Genomic DNA, 19,042 nt, shown 5'->3' with positions numbered 1-19,042 from the left:
TTTCGACGGCTCTCCTGCACCTAGGAAAGGCTCTCTTGACAGCGCTGTCAAGTGAAGACGCTTTAAATCACGATTTGGCCGTCGGAGCGCTGGTCGATCCGCGCGCGATCAATCGATAGGGCACCACCACCGGCCCTGTCGTCTGGGCGGCGTCCAGGCGCATGCGGAGCGGTGGCGTGAGGCGTTGCGCAGCTGCCGCGGCCATTTCCGCGACGGGTTGGCGGATCGTCGTCAAGGCAGGGGTGCTGAACATCGCGCTGGGGGAATCGTCGAAGCCGGCCACCGAAAGGTCGTCTGGAACCCGCAGACCTCGTGCGACAGCCCCCTTGATCGCGCCCAGGGCCATGTCGTCGGATGCGCCGAAAACCGCGGTCACGTCAGGCACCGCATCCAGCAGGCGGGCGATACCTGAGATCCCGGCCGAAAAGGTGAAGTCGCCTTCCGTTACGGCCGCAGGCAACACCTCCAGATCGTGCGCCTTCATCGCGGCCAGAAATCCGTCGCGCCTCAGTCCGCTGGCGGCATAGGCCGCTGGCCCCCCGATGAAACCAATCCGCCGATGGCCCAGATTTATCAGATGCTCGGTCATGTCCTGCGCGGCCTGCCGCTCGTCCATGGACACAAGCACGCCGCGCTCGAGATCATGTTTCGCGCCGATGCGGGCATAGCTGATCCCGTGTTCATCCAGGATGTCCAGCACCAGCGGATGATCGGAATTCGGCGGCGTCAGAAGCACGCCTTCCGGGCGGATCGAGGACAGCAGGGCAGACAGGTCGCGCCGAAGGTGAGGAGACGCGTAGTCCACCAGCTCAACCATCAGGTGGTAGTCGACCTGACGCAGCTCCATCAGCACGCCAAGCTCCAGGCGGCTCAGATAGTCGTTGCCGCTGCCGCTGCGCCAATGCTCGATCGTCATGCCGGCATCGACAAGGGCCGCAATCACGGATGATGACGATCCGGCCAGACCTCGGGCGGACAGGCTGCGACGATAGCCCAGATCCTCCACCGCCTTGCCCACCTTGGTTCGCAGCGCATCGCTGACGTTGGGCTCGCCGTTCAGGACCCTGGAAACGGACTTGATCGACACGCCGGCTGCGGCGGCAACGTCGTAGATTGTCGATCCTGCCATTGGCCACACCCGCTCGTGTCCGTCCCCTCGGGCGGTGCCAGCCGCTGTGGCATCTTGTTTCCGTCGGATCAACCGCTGTGGAAGCCAAGCCTTTGATCGGCTCGACAGGTCCAGGCCTGGCCACGCGGATTCGCAATTTCGATGCGGAGCGCGGTCGTCCCAGCTTTTTATCAGATACGGCCTTCAGCCATGCTTTCGGGCACTCGGCCCTCAGGCCGCGCTCGCAAGACGCGCCTCCAACCTGTCATGAGTTTAATGATTCACCCGTTTGACGCGCCGTGATCGGGCGTCAAAGATGGCCGCTTCGTGACCTCGCTTGGCCTTCGTCCAGCCCGGTCGCCTGCCTTGCTCGTCGTCCGCGGGGGCGCATTGTCGGTGGAGAGAAAGCCTTGGATAGACGTTCGTTCCTCGCAGCCTGCGGCATCGGCGCCGGGGGGCTGTTGCTGCCCGGGTTCGCGGGCCGGGCCATCGCCGCCTCGCAGCTGGTCGAGACCATCGATGTCGCGGTCAAGAAGCGACTGGCCGACGCCGGTCTGAGCGCCGCGTCGGCGGCCGGAGCCAGCTACTGCGATGTGCGCGTCGGCCGCTATCTGCGCCAGTTCGTCATCACTCGCGAAGCCAACGTCCAGAACATCGTCAACACGGAATCGACCGGCACGGGCGTGCGCGTCATCGCCGACGGGGCCTGGGGCTTTGCCGCCACCAACGACATGACGCCAGAGGCCGTCGCCGACGCCGCCCGTCTGGCCACCGCCATCGCCAAGGCCAATGCCAAGAACCAGACCCAGCCGGTCCAGCTGGCCCCCACACCCGGCGTCGGCGAGGTCAGCTGGCGCACACCGATCCGCCGCAACGCCATGGAAGTGCCGATCGAGGAGAAGGTGGAACTGCTGCTGGGCGTCAACGCCGCGGCGATGGAAGCAGGCGCCAGCTTCGTCAACTCGCAGCTGTTCCTGGTCAACGAGCAGAAGTATTTCGCCAGCTCGGACGGCTCCTACATCGACCAGGACGTCCACCGCATCTGGGCCCCCCTGGGCGTGACGGTCATCGATCAGACCACCGGCAAGTTCCGCTCGCGCCAGGGCCTCTCGGCGCCCATGGGTCTGGGCTACGAATATCTGGACGGCCGGGCGGAGGACAAGCTGGAGTCCGCTCCGGGCGTGATCAGCTACGGCATGTCCTACGACATGAAGGAAGACGCGATCGCCGCCGCGCGCCAGGCCAGGGAAAAGCTGACCGCCAAGTCGGTCGAGCCGGGACAGTACGACCTGGTTCTGGACCCCGACCATCTGGGCCTGACCATCCACGAATCGGTCGGCCACCCGCTCGAGCTCGATCGGGTGCTGGGCTATGAGGCCAACTACGCCGGCACCAGTTTCGCCACCCTCGACAAGCGCGAGGCGCATTTCCAATACGGCTCCGACATCGTCAACATCGTCGCCGACAAGGTCCAGCCCGGCAGCCTGGGGGCGGTCGAATACGATGACGAGGGCGTCAAGACCAAGTCCTGGGACCTGATCAAGGACGGCAAGCTGGTCGATTACCAGGCGACCCGCGATCAGGCCCACATCCTGGGCAAGACCGCCTCTGACGGCTGTTCCTACGCCGACAGCTGGTCGACGGTTCAGTTCCAGCGCATGGCCAACATCTCGCTGAAGCCCGGCACCCAGCCCATGACCCGCAAGGACATGATCTCGAACGTCGAGAACGGCATCTACATCCTGGGTCGCGGGTCCTTCTCGATCGACCAGCAGCGCTACAACGCCCAGTTCGGCGGCACCCTGTTTTACGAGATCAAGAACGGCGAGGTCACCCGGCCGCTGGAGGACGTGGCCTACCAGATGCGCACGCCCGAGTTCTGGAACGCCTGCTCGGCCATCTGCGACCAGAGCGACTACCGCATGTTCGGTTCGTTCTTCGACGGCAAGGGCCAGCCCAGCCAGGTCTCGGCGGTCAGCCACGGATCGTCGTCCTCCCGCTTCGACAAGATCAACGTCATCAACACCGCCCGTTCGCTCGGCTGATCGGCTTTAGGGGAAAACTCAGATGAGCATCATGACGGAAGCCGAGGCCAAGACGATCCTCGACAAGGTGATCGCACTGTCGACCGCCGACGAATGCACGGCCCAGCTGGACGGCAGCATCGAAGGCAACATCCGCTTCGCCCTGAACAACGTCTCCACCAGCGGGGTCATCACCAACACCGACCTGGGCGTGCAGGTCGCGTTCGGAAAGCGCGTCGGTTCGGCCTCGATCAACGAGTTCTCCGACGACGCCCTGGCGCGGGTCGTCAAGCGCGCCGAGGACCTGGCCAAGCTGGCTCCTGAGAACCCCGAGTTCATGCCCGCCGTGGGTCCCCAGACCTATCAGGCCACCAACACCTTCAGCGCCCCCACAGCCGCCATCACCCCCGAGAACCGGGCCGAGATCGCGCGCGCCTCGATCGAGCCCTGCAAGGGCCAGAACCTCATCGCCGCCGGCTTCCTGGCCGACAGCCAGAGCTTTACCGCCTGGGCGAACTCGAAGGGTGCCTTCGGCTACCAGCGCTCGACCGACATGGATTACACCTGCACGGTGCGGACCGCCGATGGCCGTGGCTCGGGCTGGGTGGGCCGCAATCTTCAGGACGCCAGCCGCTTCAACGTCGACAACGAGATCCAGATCGCCATGCGCAAGGCCAGCGCATCGGCCGATGCTCAGGCGCTCGAACCCGGCAAGTACACCGTCATCCTGGAACCCGCCGCAGCGGCGGGGTTGCTGTCGGTCATGTTCGGCTTCTTCGACGCCCGCTCGGCGGATGAAGGCCGCAGCTTCCTGTCCAAGGCGGGGGGCGGCAACAAGATCGGCGAGCAAGTCTTTGATCCGCGCGTCAACGTCTATTCCGACCCCACCTTTGCCGAGTCCCCTGCCCTGCCCTGGGACGGCGATGGCCTGCCGCGCAGCCGGGTCAATATCGTCGAGAACGGGGTCGTGCGTAGCCTTCGCTACTCCCGCTACTGGGCGGACAAGCAGGGCGTGCCGCAGCAGGCATCGCCCGGCAACGTCATCATGGAAGGCGGCACCAAGTCGACGTCCGAGCTGGTGCGCGAGACCGAGCGCGGCGTGCTGGTCACCCGCACCTGGTACATCCGCATGGTGGACCCCCAGACGGTGTTGCTGACCGGGCTGACCCGCGACGGCACCTTCTACATCGAGAATGGCGAGCTGAAATATCCGCTGAAGAACTTCCGCTTCAACGAGTCGCCCGTCATCATGCTGAACAACATCGACGAACTGGGCCGTTCGGTCCGGGTCAAGGCCGATGAAGGTGGCACCATGATGATCCCGCCGATGCGCCTGCGCGACTTCACCTTCACGTCGCTGTCCGACGCGGTCTGATTCAGGTCAGGCGCGTGTCGAGTTCGAGTCTGACACGCGCCGATTGCCTGAAGCTGCTGCTCGGCGGTGGGCTTGGTGCCGTGCTTTCCGGACTGCCTCGCACCGCCCGCGCCCAGGCCACCTACGACTTCTGGTTCACGCGCCTGCGCTACGATTCCGGCGACTGGGACGTGGATCAACGGATGCCCGCCAACCTGCTGACGTCCCTGGTCGACTACACCAACCTGCGCGTCGATCCGGAGGAGCGGGTCATCGACCTGGCCGACCCCGCCATGTTGACGGCCCCCTTCTGCTATCTGGCGGGTCACAAACTGGTGGAGTTCAACGCGGCCGAGGCCAGGAACTTCGAACGCTATGTCCGGAACGGCGGCTTCGTCTTCGTCGACGACTGCAACCACGACATCGACGGCCTGTTCGCCACGTCGTTCGAGCGCCAGATGCGTTCGATCTTCGGCGAGGACGCCCTGAAGAAACTGCCCGACGACCACGGCATCTATCGCAGCTTTTTCCGCTTCGAGGACGGACCACCGCCGACCAGCTTCGAGCTGAATGGCTGGGGCGACGACCTGATTCACGACTATCTGAAGGGGATCCAGATCGATGGCCGCCTGGGTCTGCTCTATTCCAACAAGGACTATGGCTGCGAGTGGGATTACGACTGGCGCAACAAGCGTTTCCTCGCCGAAGACAACACCAAGTTCGCGGTCAACATCGTCATCTACGCCTTGACCGCATGACCCGCCTCTCCTCCTCCCCGGAGCCCTCATGACCACCCCGACCCAATCAGAGATCGACGCCCGCCTTGGCGAACTCGGCAAGCTCAAGGCCGCCATCGGCCAGGCCATCGTCGGCCAGACCGAGGTGGTCGAGCAGCTGCTGATCGGTCTGCTGGCCGGCGGTCACTGCCTGATCGAGGGCGTGCCGGGCCTGGGCAAGACGCTTCTGGTCCGCACCCTGGGCCAGGCGCTCGCGCTGGAGTTCCGCCGTGTCCAGTTCACCCCCGACCTGATGCCCTCCGACATCCTGGGCACCGAGGTGCTGGAGGAGGATCACGGGACCGGTCACCGGTCGTTCCGCTTCCAGCCCGGTCCGGTCTTCACCAACCTGTTCCTCGCGGACGAACTGAACCGCACCCCGCCCAAGACCCAGGCCGCCCTGCTGGAGGCCATGCAGGAACACACCGTCAGCTATGCCGGGGTGACCCACCGGCTGAACGAACCTTTCTTCGTGCTCGCAACCCAGAACCCGCTGGAACAGGCGGGCACCTATCCCCTGCCCGAGGCTCAGCTGGACCGGTTCCTGCTGAACATCCGCGTCGGCTATCCGACTGCGGATGAGGAACGCGCCATCCTCGTCCAGACGACCGGCGGTGCCGGCGGTGCGGTGCCCCAGGTCATGACGGGGGCCGATGTCGTCGCCCTGCAGGGCTGGGTGCGTCAGGTCCATGTCAGCGAGGCCCTGCTGACCTGGATCACCTCGCTGGTCCGCGCCACTCGCCCCTCGCCCGATGCGCCCAAGGCCATTCAGGACTACGTCCGTTGGGGTGCCGGACCCCGCGCGGGGCAGGCCCTGGTGCTGGCGGCCAAGGCCCGCGCACTGTTGAACGGCCGCCTCGCCGCGACGCGAGAGGACGTGATCGCCCTGGCCGCGCCCGTCCTGCGCCACCGCATCCTGCTGTCCTTCGCCGCCGAGGCTGAGCGCAAGACGGCGGATGACGTCGTAGCCGCCCTGCTGACCGCCCTGCCCCCGCCCCGGCCGGACTGACGCCGGCCATGTCGCCGCTCGACCTCCCTCCCGAACTGCGGACGCGGCTGCGCGCCCTGTCGATCATGCCGCGTCGCGCGGCGGCCCTGGCCAGCGCAGGGACGCACGACAGCCGCAATCGGGGCGGTGGCCTGGAGTTCGCCCAGTACCGGGCCTACGAGCGCGGCGACGACCTGCGCGGCATCGACTGGAAGCTGTACGCCCGGTCCGACAAATTCTTCGTCCGCGATGCCGAGCGCGAAAGCCCGATCGCGATCTGGTTCGTCCTCGACGCCAGCGCCTCGATGAGCCAGGCCGACCTGGCCCGCCCCGACTGGTCCCGCTTCGACGCCGCGCGCCGTCTGGTCGCCAGCCTGATCGAGATCGCCCTGTATCAGGGCGACCGCTTCGGCCTGATCGTGGAGGCGGCCGATGGCCCCATCGTGATCGCGCCCGGGGGCGGCGGGCGTCACCGCGACCGGCTGCTGCTGACCCTGGCTCCGATCCAGCCCGGCGGCATCGCCCGGTGGGATCGCGACGTCTCGGTCTTCGGCGAACAGATGGGACGGAACGACCTGATCCTGATCGTCAGCGATGGCTTCGACGAGGGCTGCATCGCCACCGCCGAACGCCTCGCCGCCTCCGGTCGCGATGTCGCCCTGTTCCAGGTGCTGACCGCCGACGAGCGCGACTTTCCGTTCGCCCAGGGCTACCGCTTTCACGACCCCGAGACGGGCCAGGAGGTCGTCGGTGACGGCCGCGCCTTGCGCCAGGACTTCATCACCCGCTTCGCCGCCGCCCGCGCCGCGCTGTCGGCCCGGCTGGAGGCGGGCGGCATCCGCCACGCCGAACATTTCGCCGACGAGAGCGCCGACACCCCGATCCGCACCCTGTTCCGAAGCGCGGGCCGCGCATGAACCCGGCGCTTGTGACCCCCGTCGGTCTGCTGGCCCTGCTCGCGCTGGCCATTCCCATCGTCATCCATATCGCCCGACGGACCGAGAACCGGACCATCGACTTCGCCGCCCTGCGTTGGCTCGATGCCCGGCCCAACCCGCGACGCAGCGTGACCGTGGACGAGCGCTGGCTGCTGGCGATGCGCATCCTGCTGCTGACCCTGCTGGCGCTCTGGCTGGCGAAGCCCGTGGTGTGGAACGTAGAGGACACCCGACCCGTCGTGGCTGTCGCGCCCGGTGTGGATGCCGCCACGCTCGCCTCGCTGACGGATGGTGATGACCGCCGCGTCTGGCTGGCCCCCGGCTTCCCCGCCGTCGGGGGCCCAGCCCCGCGCGCTGGTCCGAACGTCGCCAGTCTGATGCGCCAGCTAGACGCGGAGCTGTCGCCCCGGACGCCCCTGGCCATCGTCGTGCCCGCCACCCTGGACGGCGTCGATGCCGAACGGCCCCGGCTTTCGCGCCGAGTCGACTGGCGCATCGGGCCGGAGGCACGCACAGCCCGCCGCCCGGCACGGATCCCGCCGCTTGCCCTGTCCGTCCGTTACTCACCCGAGAGTCAGGAAGGCGTTCGCTATTTCCGCGCCGCCGCCACCGCGTGGACACCTGCCGACGCCCAGCCGGATTTCGAAGCCGCCACGATTGATCGACCGATCGGACGAAGCCGTCGCGCCCTCGTCTGGCTGGCTCCCGGCGCCATTCCCGACCGGATCGTGACCTGGGTCCGCGAAGGGGGCACAATCCTCACCGCCCTCGACACCATCGTCCCGGTCGAGGGCGAAACGTCACCGGTCTGGCGCGACCCAACGGGTGCCCCGCTCGCCCTCGCCGGGGCCTTGGGTCGCGGCCGCGTCGTCCGCCTGACCCGCCCGCTGGAACCCGCCTCCATCCCGGCTCTGGTCGAGGCGTCCTTCCCGGATGCCCTGCTGTCCATGCTGCGCCCGGCCCCCGCCCCGGCCCGAGTCGCGGCCTCCGCTTACGTCCCCTTGACGGGCGCAACCCCGTACGAGCAACCGCCGCTCGATCTGCGGCCGTGGCTGACCTTGCTGATCGCCGCCGCCTTCGCCGCCGAGCGATGGATGGCGACCCGTCGGCAGAGGGCGGCTCAGCCATGACCGCCGCGCCCATCCTCCTGGACCGCCAGCGCGACGCCCAGTGGCGCGCCGTGGCCGACACCCTGGCCATCGGCCTGCCCGCCGTCCTGGTGATGTCGGTGCTCGGCTGGCGAGTGTCAGGCCTCGCGGGTCTCGCCGTCCTGGCTCTGGCCGGCCTGTGCGCCCTGACGGCCCTCGCCGTGGCCCGCGCCCGGCGACTTGACCGGGACTGGCTGATCGGCGCGCTGGACGCCCGTCTGCCCAGGTTCGAGGACAGCTCGGCCCTGCTGTTCCGCGACCCCCATGATCTGCCCGGTCTGATCGGCCTGCAGCGCGCGCGCATCGAAGGCCGCGTCGACGAGGCACGCGCGGTGGATCTGCGCCCCGCCTGGTCCCGCCGTCCGATCGCCGCCAGCTGGGCCGCTGCCGTTGTCGTGACCACGGCCATCCTGGTCTGGCCGGCCTCGGACCCGACCGTCGGATCCACGACCGAAGACCAGTCCACGGCCGGCGCCGCCGGTGTCCCCACCATCACCGGAGTGCGTCTGCGGATCACGCCTCCCGCATACACCGGCTTGCCCGCCCGCGAGCAGACGGCCCTTGACGCCAGCGTGCCCGAAGGTTCCCGCGTCGAGTGGGCCGTGGGTTTCACTCCTCAGCCCGCCACGGCCAGCATCGACGCCCCTGAAGGGGCCGCGACGCCTTTGCTGCGCGACGGCACTCAGTGGACCGGCGCGCGCCTGATCGACCGTCCCACCCTTTATCGCATCGCTGCCCCTGACCTGTCTCGCCAGCGCCTGCACCGCCTCGACGCCATCGCCGACGCCGACCCCGTGGTCCAGCTGATCGAGCCGGATCGCCAGCTGCTGCTCGTCACCCCGGGCCAGGCGCGCTGGACCCCAGTGTTCGAGGTCAGCGACGACTACGGCGTGCTCCAGACCGCGACGCTCAAGATCACCGTGACCAAGGGCGACGGCGAGAATATCACCTTCGAGCAGCGATCCACGTCGCTGAGCGGCACCGGCGAGGCCCGCCGACGCCGCTTCTCCAGCACCCTCGATCTCGCCCGCGAAGGCATGGCCCCCGGCAGCGACCTGATCGTGCAGCTGGTCGTCAGCGACAATCGCAGCCCCGACCGTCACGTCGTCGAGGGCCCCAGCGTGATCCTGCGCTGGCCGACGACCCTGGGTCTGGCCGACGGCCTGGACGGCATGGCCGCGCCCGTCCTGCCCGTCTACCTGGCAAGTCAGCGCCAGATCATCATCGACATGGAGGCCCTCATCGCCGAACGGCCACGGCTGGACCCGGCCCGCTTCGCCGATCGCTCCAACGCCATCGGCAACGATCAGGCCCGGCTGCGCAACCGCTACGGCCAGTTCATGGGTGGAGAGAACGAGGCGGGCGGCTCTACCGGCGGCATCGCCCTGCCCACCAACGACGCCCCGTCCGCGCCCGCCTTGCCGACCAGCGACGCGCCCTCGGCCCCTGGCTTCGCGCGCCCCGACGACCATCCCGACCACGACGGCCATCAGGAGGGCGACACGGCCCCGACCGGTATCGGCCACGAAGAGGACGTGCTGCACGAGTTCGGCCACGCCCACGACGAGGGTGACGCGGCCACCCTTTTCGACCCGGGGACACGCTCGACCCTGGCCCAGATGCTGGACGCGATGTTCAGCTCGGAACGCGCCCTGCGTCAGGGTCGCCCCGAGGAGGCGCTGCCCTTCGCCAACGTCGCCCTGGAACTGTTGAAACAGGCACAGCAGGCGACGCGTATCTTCCTTCGCCGCACCGGCACCGACCTGCCCCCGATCGACCTGTCCCGCCGCCTGACCGGCAAGCGCGACGACATCGTGGCGGAGGATCAGCCACCGCCCGTCAGCACCCCCGCCGACACCGTCGTCGCCGATGCCTGGCGCGCCCTGGACGAACGGCCGACGCCTGGACGCACGCCCGCTCTGGCCCTGGGGGCACTGGATCGCTGGGTGCGCGAGAACCGGGGCCGGCTGGCCGATCCCCTGGCCTTGGGGGCCGCCATCGACACGGTCCGCAACGAGCCTGGCTGCCTCGATTGCCGCCGACGCCTGCGGGCCCTGTTGTGGAGCGCGCTGGACCGACCGCCTGTCGTCGTCCGCCGGCGAGAGGCCCCCGGCGCGCGCGGCCAGCGCTATCTGGACTCCCTGCGATGACGGCGGGGCCGGTCGATGTCCGCCTGTGGGTCGCGCTGATCCTGCTCGTCGCGGTGGCGGCGGGTCTGGCACGCCTCTGGCTGTGGCAACGCGCGGCCTTGCAAGCGGATAAGGCACCGCGCTGGCGGCTGCTGAGCCTCGCCGGACTTCAGGTCGTCGCGGCGGCGCTCCTCTGGTTCACCCTGTTTCCACCCGCCGCCGTGCTGCGCTCGGGCACCCTGATCGTCGCCACCGCCGGATCGCCCGCGACGATTGCGACGACGCACGGCGACGTGCTCGTGGCCCTGCCGGAAGCGGGCGAGGTCGCAGGGGCGCAGCGCGTCCCGGACCTCGCCACCGCCCTGCGACGCCACGCCTCGGCCAGCCGCCTTCGCATCGAGGGCAGCGGCCTCGTCCCGCGCGATCAGTCGCCCCTGCCCTTGCCCGTCGTTTTCGATGCGCCGCCGATCCCCAACGGCCTGATCGACCTGACCCCTCCCGCGCCCGCCGCCCCGGGAGCGTCCGTCCAGATCGGCGGACAGGTCGGCACGCTGGCTTCAGGCACGGTCGAGCTCGTCGATCCCGCCGACGCCGTCGTGGATCGTGCCCGCGTGGTCGCCAATCAGCGCTTCGTCCTGATGGCCAGCACCCGCGCGCCCGGCCTGGCCCTGTTTGATCTGCGGCTGCGCGATGCGACGGGAAGGCTGATCGAGCGGATCGCCATTCCGGTCGAGACCCTGCCACAGACCCCGCCCCGTGTCGGCGTCCTGGCCGGTGCGCCGGGGCCCGAAACCAAATACCTCCAGCGCTGGGCACAGAACGCCGGGATCGATCTCGGGATCGATATCGACCTCGGCGCCGGTATCCAGCTGGGGGACGCGCCCCTGGCCCTGAACGCGACGACGCTCAACGCCGTCGATCTGATCGTCATCGACGACCGCCGCTGGGAAGGCCTCGGCGCGGGCGGCCACGCGGCCCTGGCGGGGGCCGTCGATCGCGGCATGGGCCTGCTGCTCAGGCCGACGGGCACGCTTTCGGCCGCGACGCGGCGGGACTGGGCCAACCTTGGCCTGTCGCTGACCGGCAGTGGAGAGGTCTTGCCGCTCCAGCTCGATCCCCCCACGGATGCCACCGGCGCTCCGGGACCCGCAGCACCCAGGCCCGATGTCCTACCCGAGCTCGGCCGCCTCGACACCGCCGCCACCGGCGGCGACGCCATCACTCTGATCCGAGATCCCGAAGGCGTCCCCCTGGCCAGCTGGCGGTCGCGGGGTCGTGGCCGGGTCGGCGTGTGGACCGTCACCGACAGCTATGCCCTGGTCCTGACCGGTCGCTCCGACCGCTATGGCGAGCTGTGGAGCGCGCTGTTCAGTGACCTCGCCCGCGTGGGCGACGCCAGCCGGACGACCGTATCGGAGATCCCGCGCGCGGGCACCCGCTTCGCCGTCTGCGGGCTGGTCGGCGCGGCCAGCGTGATCGGGCCCGATGCCGTGGAGCAGCCGCTTCGCATCGATCCGGCCACCGGCGATCAGGCCTGCGCCGGCGTCTGGCCCCAGCGCAGCGGCTGGCACCTGGTGCGCGACGGGCAAGGGCGCGAGACCAACATCTTCGTCCAGCCGGCCGATGCGGCACCGTCTTTGGTCGTCGCCGCCAATCGATCCGCCACCCTGGCCCTGACGCACGCAGCCGAAGGCCCGGCGGCGGCGGCGGCTCCGATCCGGGCCGAGGGCTCACCCTGGCCCTGGTTCATCGCGCTGCTGATCGTCCTGACCGGTCTCTGGTGGCTGGAGCGCAACCGCACCGTCACCCTGCCCGTCTGGGCGCGACGCTTTCAGCGCTGACCCCCGGCCTTACGGCATCGGCGGGCGCGGCGGCCGGGGCGTGTTCTGCTCATAGGCATAGCCCAGCGACAGGATCTTGGCGTCGTCCCACTTGCCGCCGATGAAGCTCAGCCCGATCGGCATGCCCCGGTCCAGGCCCATCGGCACGGTCAGGTGCGGATAGCCCGCCACCGCCGGCAGTCGGCTGGCCGACCCCTGGCCCCGGTCATCGTCGTTGGGGTCGTTGGTCCAGGCGCGCGAGGTGCTGGGCGCGATCAGCGCCACGACCGCGTTGTCGGCCATCATCCGGTCGATGCCCTCCGGCCCCGCCTGACGCAATGCGGTCGCCCGCGCTTCCAGATAGGCCGGGTCGTCCAGCCCCTTGGTCGCCTCGGCCGTGATGAACAGCTCCTGGCCGAACAGCACGGTCTCGCGCGGCTCTGCGTTGTTGAAGGCGATCAGGTCCGCCAGCGTCCGGCTGGGCACCTGCTGCGGGTCGGTGGAGGCCAGATAGGCGTTCAGATCCGCCTTCAGCTCGGTCATCAGGGTCATCAGCTCGCCCGCGCCCACGCCCGAAGTATCCGGCGCCGTCGTGATCTCCACCAGCTCGGCCCCCTGTTCGCGCAGCGCGACCAGCGCCTGCTCGAACGTCGCCTGCGCCTCGGCCGAATAGCTGCCGACCAGATACCGGAGCACCCCCAGACGCGCGCCCTTCAACGATCCGGCGTCCAGTGCGGCACGGAAGTCGGTCCTGTGCGCATCCGCCTCGGCCGTCGCCGGGTCTGCCGGGTCGGAGCCCGCGATGGCCGTCAGCACCGTCGCCGCTGTCGCGACGTCCATGGCGATCGGACCCGCTGTGTCCTGCGAATGGCTGATCGGGACGATATGGGTGCGCGACACCATTCCGACGGTGGGCTTGAAGCCGACCACGCCATTGACCGAGGCGGGACAGGTGATCGATCCGTCCGTCTCCGACCCGATCGCTGCCGGGGCCAGGCCGATAGCCACGGCCGCCGCCGACCCGGCCGAAGACCCGCACGGGGTCCGCTCGAAGTCATAGGGATTGCGCGTCTGTCCACCCACCGCGCTCCAGCCCGAGATGGAGGCGCTGGACCGGATATTGGCCCACTCCGACAGGTTGGTCTTGCCCAGGATCACCGCGCCCGCGTCCCGCAGCCGTGCCACCAGCGGCGCGTCGCGGCCCGGCGCGTTGTCGGCCAGCGCCAGCGACCCGGCCGTCGTGGGCATGTCGCGCGTCTCGATATTGTCCTTCAGCAGGATCGGCATGCCCGCGATACCGTCTGCGGGCGTCCATTCGACCTGGCCGACGGCCGGGTTCCACAGGATCACGCTGTTGGCGGTCGCCTCGTCCCGCGCCGCCGCCGCCGAACCCCAGCTCTGTGCCGCCGCCCCGCTCGCCACGGACAGTGCCAGCACCGAGGCCGAAATGGCCCACACGATCTTCGTTCCGAACATGATGCATCCCCTGCGCCCATCGCGCCTGACGCGACCCTAGCCCGACCGTCCGGGTCCTGAACAGGTCAGCTTGCCGCACCCTTGCCAGCCCCTCCCAGCGGTGTAGCGTCGCTTTAGGGAGCGGAGGGGATCATGCAGAACCAAAACGATCGCGCGGGCTGGCGCGCGGCGATGTCGCGCTGGCTGACAGCGCCCCTGGCTCTGGTCTCGATGACCCTGACGCTGGGCCTCGCCGCCTGCGCCACGCCGACCGCGCCCGTCGTCGTGACGCCGCCCGCCGTCGTCATGATAGAGGCCTGGATCGGACCGGTGGAAGAGGTCCGCACCGACCGGGTCATGACCTTCTACCGGGCCTATGGGGGCGGAGCGAACAAGCTGGGCGCCTGGCTGTCGCCGACGCCCCCCGCATCGCGCCAGTCGGTCAGGGAAAGCATGGCCCTGCCGCCCCAGAACACGGCCGAGGTCTATTCGATCGTCACCGTGCCGGCAGGCACCCTGATGAAAGTCGGCACCGCCGCCCCCGCCTTCGACCAGCCCGGCGGCGGACGGCAGGTCCAGTTGCTGGAACTGATCCCGCCAGAGAGCTTCTCCAACCCGATTCCCCTGCCATGAACCGCGCGCACGAAGCCGCCGCCTTCGACCTGCCCGGTGGCGACCGTCTGGTGCTTTACGGTTTCTCGGCCTGCCAGACGGATCGCGGCACGATCGTCCGCCTGCGTCGCGATCGCCGCCTCTGGACCGCCCGCCCGCCCCAGAGCGATGCCGCCGATGCCTTCATTTCGCTCGAACATGACGCCACCGGCGTGATCGCCGACACCTGGCAGGGTCTTCGCGTCTGCATCGATCCGGATACCGGTGCGGTTCTGAACGCCGCCTTCGTCAAATAGGCCGGGGTGTCCTGTACCCGAACCGGACCCACAGGACGAACGCCACCATCACCGCCACGATCAGCCCCAGCCAGATCGGTCCGATCGTGCTCCACAACAGATAGATGTTCAGGGCCGCGATGACGGCGCAGATCGCATAGCCGGCGATCTGAACCGGCACCGGATTGGCGAACCTCCCCATCCGCGCCTTGGACGACGTCAGCATCATCAGCGGAAAGATAGCGAACGGCAGCTGCATCGACAACACGACCTGCGAGATCACCAGCAGCTGCACCGTGTCCCGCCCGCCCGTCGCCGACACGATCACCAGCGCCGGAACGATGGCAATCGATCGGGTGATGATCCGTCTGACCCAGGGCTTGATGCGGATCTTCAGGAACCCCTCCATGACGATCTGGCCCGCCAGGGTGCCGGTGATCGTGGACGACTGGCCCGAGGCGAGCAGCGCGGTCGCGAACAGCGTCGCCGCCGCTCCACCCAGGGCGGGCGTCAAAAGCTCGTGCGCCTGCCGCAGGTCGTCGACGACGATTCCCGCCTTGAAGAATACCGCCGCCGCCAGCACCAGGATCGCGGCGTTGACGAAGAAGGCACAGCCCAGGGCGAAGATGGTGTCGAAGGTATTGTGCCCGATCGCGGCCTTCAGGTCGGCGGCCCCTCGCCCGTGCCGGCGCGTCTGCACGATCGAGGAATGCAGATACAGATTATGCGGCATCACCGTCGCGCCCAGGATCCCCAGCGAGATCAGCAGCGCGCCGCCTCCCGGCAGGCTGGGCATCAGCGTCCCCCTCGCGACCGCCACCCAGTCCGGTTGGGCCAGGAAGATCGACCAGGCGAAACAGGCCGCGATCGTGGCGACCAGGGCGATGATGATCGCCTCCATCCACCGGAAGCCCAGGTTCATCAGCATCAGCAACAGGATCACGTCGAACCCGGTGATGACCACGCCCCAGACCAGCGGGATGCCGAACAGCAGGTTCAGCGCCACCGCCGCCCCAACCAGTTCGGCCAGGTCACAGGCGATGATGGCGATCTCGCACAGGAACCAAAGGGCGACCGATGTGGGTCTCGAAAAGTTGTCCCGACACGCCTGGGCCAGGTCCTGACCGGTCACCAGACCCAGTCGCGCGCACAGGACCTGCAGGAACATGGCCATCAGGTTTGACGCCAGGATCACCCACAACAGGGCGTACCCAAACTGGCTGCCTCCCGCCAGATCGGTGCCCCAGTTGCCTGGATCCATATAGCCGACCGCCACCAGGAACCCCGGCCCGCCGAAGGCCAGCATCCGCCGCCACCAGGGACGCGCCACCTCGCCCTCGGTCCAGACTCCGATGGAACGGTGCACCTCGGGAAGGGATCGGTCGAGATCGGCTTCTGTCGGCACGCGGGCTCCGGGAATGGAATTCAGCTTGGGCTGAATCCTTATACGCCGGAGGTCGGCGCCGGATGCATCGAATTCAACCGCCCTTGCGCAGGCGTTCGGTCATCGTCGCGAACAGGGCCAGGGTCTCGGGGCTGACGTGGTGTTCGATGCCCTCCGCGTCGGCCTCGGCGGTCTCGCCGCTGACGCCCAGCGCCGTCAGGAATTCATGCACGATCCGGTGGCGTTCGCGCGACGCCTCCGCCATGGCTTCGCCCGCCTCGGTCAGCGAGATCGAACGATAGGGCCGCGTCTCGACCAAACCGTCGCGCTGCAGTCGCTGCAGCGCCTTGGCCGCCGTGGCCGGGGCCACGCCCAGACAGTCGGCCAGGTCCGTCAGCCGCGCGGACCCGTGTTCCGCGATCAGGTCGCCGACCAGCTCGACATAGTCCTCCGCCACCTCGCTGGAACGCGCGTCACGCATCCGGCGAAAGGCGGCCGCGCGTCTGGCGGCACCGGGAACCTGGACCAACGACATCACTCCACGGGCGGCCGGGGCCGCGAAACGGCGACAGCTTTAGCCGATCCGCCTGAAATGCGAAGCCATCCTCGCTCGGACCGACCCCACCGGGCGAATAAAGAAAGGCCGGAAGCGATCGCTCGCTTCCGGCCCCAAGGCTACGTTCAGGAGAGAACGATGGTTGAATGACGCGGCGAGCGGCTGATCCTGGCCACGCTGCGCCCACCCGAAGGTTCGCAAGGCATCACCAGAATCCGACACTCGATTGACACCGGTATCATCATCGCGCGAAACAGTCGCTGACACCGGTATCAACGACGAGCCTAGCCCCATGATGCACAACGTTGCAAGGCGTATCCTGTCGACGGGATTGGGTGGGGCCGCCCTGCTGGGCATGGCTGCCTGCGCCCACGCGGGCACACGCCCGAGTTCGACGGGGGAGCCGGTCGTGGCATTCCCGGGTGCCGAGGGTGCGGGACGTGTCTCGCTCGGCGGCCGCGGTGGCGCGGTCCTGCGGGTCACGAACCTGAACGATTCCGGCCCCGGCAGCCTGCGCGCCGCCGTCGAGACCGAGGGCCCTCGTACCGTCGTCTTCGACATCGGCGGCACCATCCACCTGCTGATGCCCCTGCGCATCCGCGAGCCGCGCATCACCATCGCGGGCCAGACGGCGCCCGGCGGCGGCATCACCCTGCGCGGCCAGCCCCTGCTGATCTCGGCCGATGACGTGGTCGTCCGCTACATCCGCTCACGCCTGGGCGACGCCGACCGGGTCGAGACCGACGCCGTCACCATCGACCGGGGCGAGCGCATCATCCTGGATCATGTCTCGGCCTCCTGGTCGGTGGACGAGACCCTGTCGATCGGCAGCCGCGACCGCGTCATCGACGCCGTCACCGTCCAGTGGTCGATCATCGCCGAGAGCCTGAACCTGTCGACCCACTCCAAGGGCGATCACGGCTATGGCTCCCTCGTGCGCGGCAATCGCGGGGCGCACTTCACCTTCCACCACAACCTGTGGGCCAACCACCGCGCCCGTATGCCCCGGCCCGGCAACTATCTGACCCCCGACATCGACCCGGTCGGCGCGCGGTTCGAGTTCGTCAACAACGTCTTTTACAACTGGGGCGAAGGCCACGCGGGCTACAATGCGGACGAAGACCCCGCGACCGTCTCGACCTACGCCTTCGTGGCCAACGCCTACGAACGAGGCCCGGATTCGACCGGCGCGATCATCTTCGAGGAGCAGAGCGCGGTCGCCCACGCCTGGTTCGACGCCAACAGCATCGGCGGCGTCGTGCCTTCCGATCCGTGGGAGGCCGTCACCGGCGACGACACCCCCGGCTACCGCCTGACCGCCCTGCCCGACTGGGCCACGCCCGCGACGGATACGGCCGCTCAGGCCCGTGCGGCTGTCCTCGTCCAGGCCGGTGCCTCGAACAGGCGCGATCCCGTCGATGCCCGCATCGTCATGGGCGTGGTCGACGGCACCGGCCGCATCATCAACAGCCAGAACGACGTCGGCGGCTGGCCCGAGCTCGCCCCCGGCACGCCCTGGACCGACACCGACGCCGACGGCATGCCCGACGACTGGGAGGCCGGCCACGGCCACGACCCGCGCGTCGCCGACGGCGCGGCCGACAGCGATGGCGACGGCTACACCAATCTGGAAGACTGGTTGAACGGGCTGGTCGCCTAAGCCTCGGCCTCCTCCGGATCGCCGTCCTTGAACCGCCACTTCATGCCCAGCACCCCGATCGCCATGATCAGGGCGCAGGCGTTGGCGATCGTCACCGGCCAAGCCGTCGTCAGCACGCCATAGACGACCCACAGCACGAAGCACGTCACCGTCAGCGAATAGGTCTTCAGTGAAACGGACGACGCGTCCCGCTCCTTCCAGATCTTGATCATCTGCGGCGCGAAACTGGTGATCGAGCACAGGGCCGCGGCCGTGCCGAAGGCGGTGGCGATCCAGTCGCTCATGCCTTCGCCCTCGCACGCGGAGGCGCAGCGGGCCTGCGTTCCGCAGCCGAAGTCGCCGCCCTCGGCTGGGCCGCCTCCACATCCTCGGCTCGAACCGCAGGCTTGCCCTTGATCGGCCGCGCGGGCTTGCCCGCCTGAACGTCCAGCCCGCGCTTCTCGACCTCCTCCAGGATCTTGTCGAGTTCGCGTTCGGTCAGGTGCTCGATGCCGATGAAGCGCGCGTCGGCCTTCTTCACCGCATAGACCAGCTCGTCCAGCTTGGCCTGCATGGCCGCCCCGTCCCGGTTCTGGGTGTTCTGGATCAGGAACACCATCAGGAAGGTGATGATGGTCGTGCCGGTGTTGATGACCAGCTGCCAGGTCTCGCTGAACTTGAAGATCGGCCCGGAGACCGCCCAGATCAAGACGATCATCAGGCACCCGATGAAGGTCCACGGCTTGCCCGCGACCTTGGCGGTCAGGGTGGCGAAACGGACGAACAGCTTTTCCATGCGGCACAAACTGCACCGCTTGGCGTGGAGTTCCTAGGTC

At 68.7% G+C, this 19,042-nt stretch carries 17 protein-coding genes; 11 read left to right on the top strand and 6 right to left on the bottom strand.

From position 1 onward, the window contains the following. Window positions 1-67 precede the first annotated feature (67 nt). The gene (locus tag AC1DW4_RS03390; protein WP_477015822.1) at window positions 68-1,129 is read right to left on the bottom strand and encodes a LacI family DNA-binding transcriptional regulator; all 1,062 of its coding nucleotides are present in this window, start codon (window positions 1,127-1,129) and stop codon (window positions 68-70) included. A 389-nt stretch (window positions 1,130-1,518) separates the two neighbouring features. Between AC1DW4_RS03390 and AC1DW4_RS03385 the strand changes: the two genes are divergently transcribed. Genes AC1DW4_RS03385 through AC1DW4_RS03350 form a run of 8 tightly spaced genes read left to right on the top strand, consistent with a single transcriptional unit; the run spans window position 1,519 to window position 12,306 of the window. After that, a complete protein-coding gene (locus AC1DW4_RS03385) occupies window positions 1,519-3,153 on the top strand; it encodes a TldD/PmbA family protein (RefSeq protein WP_477015821.1) in 1,635 nt (544 codons plus the stop codon). 22 nt (window positions 3,154-3,175) lie between these two features. Continuing rightward, window positions 3,176-4,507, top strand: a complete 1,332-nt coding sequence (locus AC1DW4_RS03380) for a TldD/PmbA family protein (RefSeq protein WP_477015820.1) — start codon at window positions 3,176-3,178, stop codon at window positions 4,505-4,507. Window positions 4,508-4,521: 14 nt separating this feature from the next. After that, on the top strand, window positions 4,522-5,244 hold the full coding sequence (locus AC1DW4_RS03375) for a DUF4159 domain-containing protein (protein ID WP_477015819.1): 723 nt from the start codon (window positions 4,522-4,524) through the stop codon (window positions 5,242-5,244). A gap of 28 nt (window positions 5,245-5,272) precedes the next feature. After that, a complete protein-coding gene (locus AC1DW4_RS03370; protein WP_477015818.1) occupies window positions 5,273-6,271 on the top strand; it encodes an AAA family ATPase in 999 nt (332 codons plus the stop codon). Window positions 6,272-6,279: 8 nt separating this feature from the next. Further along, entirely contained in the window at window positions 6,280-7,167 is an 888-nt protein-coding gene (locus AC1DW4_RS03365) for a DUF58 domain-containing protein (protein WP_477015817.1), read from the top strand. Beyond that, window positions 7,164-8,318 carry a BatA domain-containing protein gene (locus tag AC1DW4_RS03360; RefSeq protein WP_477015816.1) on the top strand — a complete coding sequence of 385 codons (1,155 nt, stop codon included), beginning with the start codon at window positions 7,164-7,166 and terminating at the stop codon, window positions 8,316-8,318. Before AC1DW4_RS03365 ends, AC1DW4_RS03360 begins: the two co-directional genes overlap by 4 nt. Further along, window positions 8,315-10,486, top strand: a complete 2,172-nt coding sequence (locus tag AC1DW4_RS03355; RefSeq protein WP_477015815.1) for a DUF4175 family protein — start codon at window positions 8,315-8,317, stop codon at window positions 10,484-10,486. Before AC1DW4_RS03360 ends, AC1DW4_RS03355 begins: the two co-directional genes overlap by 4 nt. After that, on the top strand, window positions 10,483-12,306 hold the full coding sequence (locus AC1DW4_RS03350) for a hypothetical protein (RefSeq protein ID WP_477015814.1): 1,824 nt from the start codon (window positions 10,483-10,485) through the stop codon (window positions 12,304-12,306). Before AC1DW4_RS03355 ends, AC1DW4_RS03350 begins: the two co-directional genes overlap by 4 nt. Window positions 12,307-12,315: 9 nt before the next feature. Here AC1DW4_RS03350 and AC1DW4_RS03345 read toward each other — a convergent pair whose 3' ends face one another. Next, window positions 12,316-13,761, bottom strand: coding sequence for an amidase (locus AC1DW4_RS03345; RefSeq protein WP_477015813.1), 1,446 nt, complete (start codon window positions 13,759-13,761; stop codon window positions 12,316-12,318). 132 nt (window positions 13,762-13,893) lie between these two features. Between AC1DW4_RS03345 and AC1DW4_RS03340 the strand changes: the two genes are divergently transcribed. Further along, window positions 13,894-14,373, top strand: coding sequence for a hypothetical protein (locus tag AC1DW4_RS03340; protein ID WP_477015812.1), 480 nt, complete (start codon window positions 13,894-13,896; stop codon window positions 14,371-14,373). Next, window positions 14,370-14,648, top strand: a complete 279-nt coding sequence (locus tag AC1DW4_RS03335) for a DUF7957 family protein (protein WP_477015811.1) — start codon at window positions 14,370-14,372, stop codon at window positions 14,646-14,648. Before AC1DW4_RS03340 ends, AC1DW4_RS03335 begins: the two co-directional genes overlap by 4 nt. Here AC1DW4_RS03335 and AC1DW4_RS03330 read toward each other — a convergent pair. Together AC1DW4_RS03330 and mntR are read right to left on the bottom strand one after the other, a co-directional pair. Then, window positions 14,641-16,032 (bottom strand): Nramp family divalent metal transporter, encoded by a 1,392-nt coding sequence (locus tag AC1DW4_RS03330; RefSeq protein WP_477015810.1) that lies wholly within the window; start codon window positions 16,030-16,032, stop codon window positions 14,641-14,643. The genes AC1DW4_RS03335 and AC1DW4_RS03330 overlap by 8 nt on opposite strands. Before the next feature lie 73 nt (window positions 16,033-16,105). Further along, entirely contained in the window at window positions 16,106-16,540 is a 435-nt protein-coding gene (gene mntR, locus AC1DW4_RS03325; RefSeq protein ID WP_477015809.1) for a manganese-binding transcriptional regulator MntR, read from the bottom strand. A 319-nt stretch (window positions 16,541-16,859) separates the two neighbouring features. Here mntR and AC1DW4_RS03320 point away from each other — a divergent pair, with 319 nt between their 5' ends. Beyond that, window positions 16,860-18,227: a pectate lyase family protein gene (locus AC1DW4_RS03320; protein WP_477015808.1), complete on the top strand. Its 1,368-nt coding sequence runs from the start codon at window positions 16,860-16,862 to the stop codon at window positions 18,225-18,227. Here AC1DW4_RS03320 and AC1DW4_RS03315 read toward each other — a convergent pair. Further along, on the bottom strand, window positions 18,224-18,511 hold the full coding sequence (locus AC1DW4_RS03315; protein ID WP_477015807.1) for a SemiSWEET family sugar transporter: 288 nt from the start codon (window positions 18,509-18,511) through the stop codon (window positions 18,224-18,226). The two genes, AC1DW4_RS03320 and AC1DW4_RS03315, sit on opposite strands and share 4 nt — an antisense overlap. Next, complete coding sequence (locus AC1DW4_RS03310) at window positions 18,508-19,002, bottom strand: low affinity iron permease family protein (RefSeq protein WP_477015806.1); 495 nt, start codon at window positions 19,000-19,002, stop codon at window positions 18,508-18,510. Before AC1DW4_RS03310 ends, AC1DW4_RS03315 begins: the two co-directional genes overlap by 4 nt. Between the last annotated feature and the right edge of the window lie 40 nt (window positions 19,003-19,042).

This window comes from Brevundimonas sp. P2_A6, from assembly GCF_056404975.1.
Note: the sequence above shows the minus strand (reverse complement) of the source record. Positions and strands in the feature narration are given on the sequence as shown.

Bases quoted from the DNA above. Each gene is read 5' to 3' on its own strand.
- AC1DW4_RS03390 (WP_477015822.1), bottom strand. From the start codon at position 1,129: ATGGCAGGATCGACAATCTACGACGTTGCCGCCGCAGCCGGCGTGTCG.
- AC1DW4_RS03380 (WP_477015820.1), top strand. From the start codon at position 3,176: ATGAGCATCATGACGGAAGCCGAGGCCAAGACGATCCTCGACAAGGTG.
- AC1DW4_RS03370 (WP_477015818.1), top strand. From the start codon at position 5,273: ATGACCACCCCGACCCAATCAGAGATCGACGCCCGCCTTGGCGAACTC.
- AC1DW4_RS03365 (WP_477015817.1), top strand. From the start codon at position 6,280: ATGTCGCCGCTCGACCTCCCTCCCGAACTGCGGACGCGGCTGCGCGCC.
- AC1DW4_RS03360 (WP_477015816.1), top strand. From the start codon at position 7,164: ATGAACCCGGCGCTTGTGACCCCCGTCGGTCTGCTGGCCCTGCTCGCG.
- AC1DW4_RS03355 (WP_477015815.1), top strand. From the start codon at position 8,315: ATGACCGCCGCGCCCATCCTCCTGGACCGCCAGCGCGACGCCCAGTGG.
- AC1DW4_RS03350 (WP_477015814.1), top strand. From the start codon at position 10,483: ATGACGGCGGGGCCGGTCGATGTCCGCCTGTGGGTCGCGCTGATCCTG.
- AC1DW4_RS03345 (WP_477015813.1), bottom strand. From the start codon at position 13,761: ATGTTCGGAACGAAGATCGTGTGGGCCATTTCGGCCTCGGTGCTGGCA.
- AC1DW4_RS03340 (WP_477015812.1), top strand. From the start codon at position 13,894: ATGCAGAACCAAAACGATCGCGCGGGCTGGCGCGCGGCGATGTCGCGC.
- AC1DW4_RS03335 (WP_477015811.1), top strand. From the start codon at position 14,370: ATGAACCGCGCGCACGAAGCCGCCGCCTTCGACCTGCCCGGTGGCGAC.
- AC1DW4_RS03320 (WP_477015808.1), top strand. From the start codon at position 16,860: ATGATGCACAACGTTGCAAGGCGTATCCTGTCGACGGGATTGGGTGGG.
- AC1DW4_RS03315 (WP_477015807.1), bottom strand. From the start codon at position 18,511: ATGAGCGACTGGATCGCCACCGCCTTCGGCACGGCCGCGGCCCTGTGC.
- AC1DW4_RS03310 (WP_477015806.1), bottom strand. From the start codon at position 19,002: ATGGAAAAGCTGTTCGTCCGTTTCGCCACCCTGACCGCCAAGGTCGCG.